Source organism: Binatus sp. (SeqCode) (assembly GCF_036522015.1).
Lineage (GTDB): Bacteria > Desulfobacterota > Binatia > Binatales > Binataceae > Binatus.
In genome coordinates this window covers 1-6,334 of record NZ_DATDGQ010000110.1, presented here as the reverse complement: position 1 = coordinate 6,334, position 6,334 = coordinate 1, and the positions used below count along the sequence as shown (strand labels likewise).

At 63.2% G+C, this 6,334-nt stretch carries 7 protein-coding genes; 3 read left to right on the top strand and 4 right to left on the bottom strand.

Annotated elements, in window-relative coordinates:
- Together VIW95_RS04475 and VIW95_RS04470 are read right to left on the bottom strand one after the other, a co-directional pair.
- On the bottom strand, positions 1 to 2,325 hold a 2,325-nt coding region (locus tag VIW95_RS04475; protein ID WP_331584217.1), incomplete at its 3' end, for a glycoside hydrolase family 38 C-terminal domain-containing protein.
- Positions 2,326 to 2,338: 13 nt separating this feature from the next.
- Entirely contained in the window at positions 2,339 to 2,785 is a 447-nt protein-coding gene (locus VIW95_RS04470) for a MaoC family dehydratase (RefSeq protein WP_331584216.1), read from the bottom strand.
- 76 nt (positions 2,786 to 2,861) lie between these two features.
- Between VIW95_RS04470 and VIW95_RS04465 the strand changes: the two genes are divergently transcribed.
- Both VIW95_RS04465 and VIW95_RS04460 read left to right on the top strand, forming a co-directional pair.
- Positions 2,862 to 4,349: an acetyl-CoA carboxylase biotin carboxylase subunit gene (locus tag VIW95_RS04465; protein ID WP_331584215.1), complete on the top strand. Its 1,488-nt coding sequence runs from the start codon at positions 2,862 to 2,864 to the stop codon at positions 4,347 to 4,349.
- A complete protein-coding gene (locus VIW95_RS04460) occupies positions 4,346 to 4,876 on the top strand; it encodes an acetyl-CoA carboxylase biotin carboxyl carrier protein subunit (protein WP_331584214.1) in 531 nt (176 codons plus the stop codon). Before VIW95_RS04465 ends, VIW95_RS04460 begins: the two co-directional genes overlap by 4 nt.
- Here VIW95_RS04460 and VIW95_RS04455 read toward each other — a convergent pair.
- A complete protein-coding gene (locus VIW95_RS04455) occupies positions 4,824 to 5,057 on the bottom strand; it encodes a hypothetical protein (RefSeq protein WP_331584213.1) in 234 nt (77 codons plus the stop codon). The two genes, VIW95_RS04460 and VIW95_RS04455, sit on opposite strands and share 53 nt — an antisense overlap.
- A 90-nt stretch (positions 5,058 to 5,147) precedes the next feature.
- On the opposite strand from VIW95_RS04455, the gene VIW95_RS04450 reads away from it, so the two are divergent.
- A complete protein-coding gene (locus tag VIW95_RS04450) occupies positions 5,148 to 5,351 on the top strand; it encodes a cold shock domain-containing protein (protein WP_331584212.1) in 204 nt (67 codons plus the stop codon).
- A gap of 18 nt (positions 5,352 to 5,369) precedes the next feature.
- On the opposite strand, the gene VIW95_RS04445 is transcribed toward VIW95_RS04450, so the two are convergent.
- A partial coding sequence (locus tag VIW95_RS04445; RefSeq protein WP_331584211.1) for an FAD-dependent oxidoreductase occupies positions 5,370 to 6,334 on the bottom strand: 965 nt, incomplete at its 5' end.

Here is a 6,334-nt window from a genome sequence, read left to right as displayed (position 1 = left end):
GCGGCGCGTGGCGAGATCCGAGCGCGAGAGCCACCCGACGCATCGGAGCAGAGTCAGGAGAATCGTCGTCGCACCCGCAGCATCGGGGCGCGCCTCCACTTCGAGGATACCGCGGCTCGCGAGCGCGGCCGAGAACTCGGCGCCTTCGACGGCGGTGAACGTCCGATGGGGCACTGTGGGATAGATGTCCTCGGTGCCGCGCGGTTCCGACGGTGCGAGGGGGCAACGAAAGCGGATCATGCCGAAACTGGTGTCGTGGACCGCGTCGGACGCGACGACAGGAGTGCGCAGTGCAGCGCGCAGGCGATGGTCGCGAGAGCGATTCGTGACGTCTGCGACGAAATCGACGCGATCGAGGCCGGCGTAGAGCGTCGCGGTCAGTGCGACGTCGAGCTGCTCGCGTTCCGACGAACGCTCTCGTCGATCTGCCGCAAGCGAGGCCGGCACTTCGAACGTCATCGACAGCTTTATACGCCGGCGCACGCAACCGTTGTCGACAATGCTCGCGGAGATAGATGCAGGCATCGCGATCGAGGTGCCTTTGCCGACCGGATCGAAGTTATACTCGTCGCCGCGATCGCCATCGTCTTCGAAGTACAGCTCCATCGCGGCGTTGCGCGCGAGATCGCGAATCTCCAGGCCCCTCGGCGTCGGCGTCAGGCGGAAAAATTCATTCTCGATGGACGCGACCGGCTCGGTATTCTCGGGCGCCGCCGAATCGTCGCGAACCAACCGATAGAAGCTGAATCCCGTTTGCGCGAGATCGTCGGCGACAAAACTTATGATGCATCGCGCGGCGCTGGTCGCATGAATGCGCACCGAGCCCGAATCGGGGATGCTAGTGCGAATCGCGTACCGAAATTCCTCGAGATCGAGATCGCTGAACGCCGCTCGGCTTATGAAAAGGTTCACCTGCGGGCGGCCGTCGGACGCGGTCGCAATCTCGAAGCGATTCACCGTGCGGCCGAAGATGGACGGCTGGCTCAACCCCCCAACAATCGATTTGAATTCGGCCGCCGGCATGTCGGAATCGAGCGCGTGCTGCTCGCGGGTGTCGTGGAGCGCGACCGCGATGCGTCGGCCATCGGCAGTCTCGACGGCGTAGCGACGGTCGGGGTCGGCAACCTCGGCCGTTCCGCTGACGAGTGCGACGCGCGCGAGTGATGGATTGAAGACGGCGATTTCCGACGCGTCGGCGCCGCGAACACTAAGGCACGCTGCGGCGCCGCGGCGCGCTGCCGTCTCCGCGAGCATCGCCGCCTGATCGAATCGATAACGCATGTCGATATGCACCTGGTCGACCGAGCATCCGCAAATCGAATCGTGGGGATGATTCTGAATTTCGGTGCGCCACGCCATCTCGAGGAACGCTTCGAGGCCCGCGCCGCGCCCGAGCGCGTTGGCCAGCGCCGCGAGCGGATCGGCGTAGCGCTCGAGCGCGCGGCAATTTTCGAAGTCACGCTGCTTGATCCACGTGCGCGCCGAGGTGACTCCTGGCAGCAGATGCGAGCGCAAGGGCGAGCGCAGCTCGCCACGATGCCGCGGAGTGCCGTCGAGCGGAAGATCGGCGAGTCGGCGCACATAGTTCTCGAGCGAGCCCGTCTCGAAGGTCATCGCGGAGATCTCGCGAGCCTCGTTGATTCGCGCGTTAAGCCGCGCGTCAGGCTCGGCGTGATCGGTACCGGTCATCACGAGGATCGGCGTGCCGGCGGCGAAGTCGCGCTCGCGGCGCGCAATCTGTTCGGTGCGCGCGACGAAGCTGTCCACCGATTCGAGCGGCAGATTGGCGCCGTTCGAATAGCCGGTGGGCAGGTAGACCGTCAGCACCGAACTGCCGTCGAGCGCCTCCCACACGAAGCGATTGCGATTTACGTCCGCGCCGACGCCGCGCCACAACACCGCCGTCGTAAATCCGAAGCCGGCCAGAATCTGCGGCATTTGCGCGATGTGTCCGAACTGATCGGGCAGGTAGCCGGCGTCGAGTGGGCGCCCGAAGCGCCGCGCGATCGCCATGCCGATTTCGAGATTGCGAATGAGCGACTCGCCGCTCACCAGGAAGCTGTCCGCGAGCACGTACCACGGTCCAACCTGGATTTTGCCCGCGCGAATCAGTTTGCGCAGCCGCGGCTCGGCGCGCGGGCGCATCTCGAGATAGTCGTCGAGCACAATCGTCTGGCCGTCGAAGTGAAATGACGGAATTGTTCCCCGCTCGACCAGCGGGATCATGCGGTCGGCCATCGTGACCAGCCGCGCACGCATCTGTTGGAACGGCTGATACCATTCGCGATCCCAATGCGTGTGAACGACGAAATACAGATGATCCATAAAAAGATTAGGCTCAGGCGGGCCGGCGCGGGACGAGAATTTTGCGGCGCAGGATCATTATCTGTTCGCCGCGTTGATTGAGGCCGCGCGTCTCGACGTAGATAACGCCGCGATCGCGCTTCGACTTTGATTCGATCGTCTCGAGCACTGTCGTCTCGGCATACAGCGTGTCGCCGGCGAAAGTAGGCCCGGTGTGACGCACCGATTCGTACTCGAGGTTGGCGATCGCATTCTCGCTCACGTCTTTCACGCTCATGCCGACCACCGTCGCCATCACCAGCAGTCCGTTGACCAGCGGCCGGCCATGCTGCGTGGTCGCGGCATACGCGGCGTCGAAATGAAGCGGGTTGGTGTTCATCGTCATGAGCGTGAACCAGGTGTTGTCGAAGTCGGTGATGGTACGGCCGGGCCAGTGCTTGAAAATCTGGCCGGCGGTGAAATCTTCGAAGTAGCGATTCATGCAGATCCGATGCCCAGTCGGGAATTATACGACGGGCGCGCCGGTTGCAATTGATTGTGCTAGCTTCGACGAGTCGATGGCGCGGCTCACGAAATTACTCGTCGCAAATCGGGGCGAGATTGCGCTCCGGATCATCCGCAGTGCGCGCCTGTTCGGCCTCAAAACAGTCGCTGTCTATTCTGCGGCGGACGCGAACAGTGCGCACGTCGGCGCAGCCGATGAGGCAATCGCGCTCGGACCGGCGGAAGCCTCCAAGAGCTATCTCAACATCGCGGCGATAATCGGGGCGGCGAAGCAATCCGGCGCCGACGCGATTCATCCGGGCTACGGATTTCTCTCCGAACGTCCCGAATTCGCACAGGCTGTCGCCGACGCGCCGATCGTGTTCGTCGGTCCGCGGCCCGACGTGATGGCTGCTCTCGGCGACAAGATCGCGGCACGGCGAATCGCAGTCGCCGCGGGCGTTCCGGTCGTGCCGGGAATCGAGACCGCGGGAATTTCCGCGGCGCGCGAGTTCGCTGCGCAAGCCGGATACCCGATTCTCATCAAGGCTGCGGCCGGTGGCGGCGGCCGCGGAATGCGCGTCGTCGCGGAAGCCGGCCAGCTCGAAGGCGCTCTGGAATCGGCTGCGCGCGAGGCCGCGGCGGCATTCGGCAACGGGCGGATATTCATCGAGAAATATCTCGCGCATCCGCGACACATCGAAATACAAATTCTTGGCGACGAACACGGCAATCTGGTCGCGCTCGGCGAGCGTGACTGCTCAATCCAGCGGCGTCATCAGAAGATTATCGAGGAGTCTCCGGCGCCGGGACTTTCAGCCGGGATGCGCGCGAAGATGATCGACGCGGCGCTGAAACTCGCGCGTGCGGCGCACTATACCAACGCCGGCACCGCGGAGTTCCTGGTCGAGGGCGACAACTTCTACTTCCTCGAAGTGAACGCGCGCCTCCAGGTCGAGCATCCGGTAACCGAGATGCGTTTCGGCTGCGACCTGGTATGCGAGCAATTGCGGATCGCGTCGGGCGGCGAGGTGTCGGCGCCCGCGGCTCCACGCGGCGCGGCAATCGAATGCCGAATCAACGCAGAGGATCCTGAGCACGACTTCCGCCCCGCTACGGGAACAGTGCTTCGCCTCAGTGTTCCCGGCGGGCCGGGCGTGCGTTTCGATTCGCATATGACGCGCGGCGCCGAAGTGACGCCGTGGTACGACGGCCTGCTCGGCAAGCTGATCTGCTACGGCGCGAATCGCGAGGAGGCGCGCGGCCGGCTGATCAACGCGCTCGGCGAATTCGCATTGCTGGGCGTGACCAACAACGCCGCGTACCTGCGCGACATCATTGCGAGCGGGCAGTTTCGCGACGCGAGACTCTCAACGCACTTCATCGACCAATTTTTTCCGCGGTGGAAGATCGGTAACGACGAAATCGATGCGGCAATTGTCGCCGCGGTGATCACCGCGGGCGATACGCAAGCGGAAAACGCAACGACGCGATCGAGTAGTGAGCGGCATTCGCCTTGGGACAGCTTGAACAGCTTCGAGCTGTGGAGATCGCGGCGATGAAGCTCACGCGCACGGGTGATTCGCACGAGATCGACGCCGAGGTGATCTCAGGCGACGGCAACACGATTCGCGTCCGCATCGGAGACCGGGAAATCGCCGTCGAGTTCACGCCGAATGCCGACGGCGGCGCGACCCTTACGCTCGACGGAAGGCGCTACCCGGTCTTCAGCGCGCGGCGAAAGGAATCGATCCTCGTTTCAGTCGGACCCACATCGTTTGAGTTCAAGCCGGCCGAAGCGGCTGCGCGGCGCCGCGCGCGGGGGCTCGCAGCCCCTGAAATCACCGCGCCGATGCCCGGCAAGGTGCTCAAAGTCCTGGTGCACGACGGCGATTTGGTCGAGGCGGGGCAGGCGCTGGTCGTGATCGAAGCGATGAAAATGGAAACGACGCTCGCCGCCGAGAGCGCCGCGATTGTGAAACACGTTCGCGTCGAGGAGGGGCAGACTGTCGATCACGGCGCGGTGCTGATCGAGCTCAGTCCTCCTCCGGCTTCATCAGCTCGCGAATCTGCGCCTCGAGATTCGTGACCCATTCCTCGAAATCGCCGTCGCGCTCGACGACTATCTCCAGCTTGCCGTTTTCCAAAATCGAAACGCGTCCGGGATGCTCGGTGCGCAGCGGAATCTCGACCGCCTCGCGCGAAATTCCCATCGGATCGATCACCGCGAAGATTCTTTCGATTTCTTTAAGTGTAACGGCCTTGAGCATGCGCGCGCCTCGTGAGACTACGCTCTTTACTTAAATTGTCAGCGTCGTAAGCTCAAGGCGGCGGCCAATATCGTTCCGGGGAGGAATCGCGTGTTCGGAACAATAAAGAAAGTAGTCAAGGACAAGGGCTTCGGCTTCATAATCGCGGACGACGGCGGCGACGAGGTTTTCTTTCATCGCTCTGCTCTGTCACCCAAGGTCTATTTCGACGACCTGCGCGAGGGCAACGAAGTTCAGTTCGACGTGCGCCCGGGTGAGAAGGGGCGCCAGGCTTTCAACCTGCGCCTGCGATAACTCCGCGGCCGATTTCATTCATCGCGTGAACGCGAACCAGCGCTTCATCAGGCCCGCAACGAATGGCGTCAGCCGCGTGCGCGTGTAGAGTCCGGCGGCGCGGCGAATCGCGTCGGCCTGCGTCGGGTATGGATGGATCACGTCGCCGAGACTGCCCAGTCCGACACCGGCTTTGATCGCCGTCGTCAGCTCGGAGATCATCTCGCCGGCATGACTCGCGACGATCGTCGCGCCGACGATCTGATCGCTGCCCTCCTTCACGAGCACCTTGACGAAGCCGTCGGTTTCTCCGTCCAGCACCGCGCGATCGACCTCTTTCAGTTCCTGCGTATAAGTCGCGACTGCGATTCCGCGCTCTTTCGCCTCGGCTTCGTATAGCCCGACGTGTGCGATTTCGGGATCGGTGTAGGTGCACCACGGAATAGTCAGTTGGCTCGCGCGCTGGCGGCCGAAGAATAGTGCGTTGCGCAGGATGATGCGCGCGTGCGCGTCGGACAAGTGAGTAAACTTATACGGCGATGCGACGTCGCCGCCCGCGTACACCAGCGGATTTGTAGTGCGCAGGTGGTCGTCCACCTTCACCCCGTTCTGTTTGTCGTATTCGATCATCGCGGCTTCGAGATTCAGGCCCTCGACTGCGGGCACTCGGCCGACGCCGATCAAAATCACGTCAGCGGCAATCTCGCGGCGGACGCCGTCGCGCTCGATGGCGATTATTTTTTCATTGCCACGCAATTCGACCCTGGAAATCTTGCATCCGGTAACAATCTCCACGCCGTCGCGGGCGATCGCGCGTTCGATCCGTTCGGCGGCGTCGCGATCCTCGCGAATCAGGATTTGCGGCGCGACCTCCAGCAGCGTCACCTGCGCGCCGAATCGCGCGAACGTCTGCGCCAGCTCGCATCCGATCGGCCCGGCGCCAATCACGGCGATTCGCCGAGGCAACTCGGTCAGCGAAAAAACCGTCTCGTTGGTCAGATAGC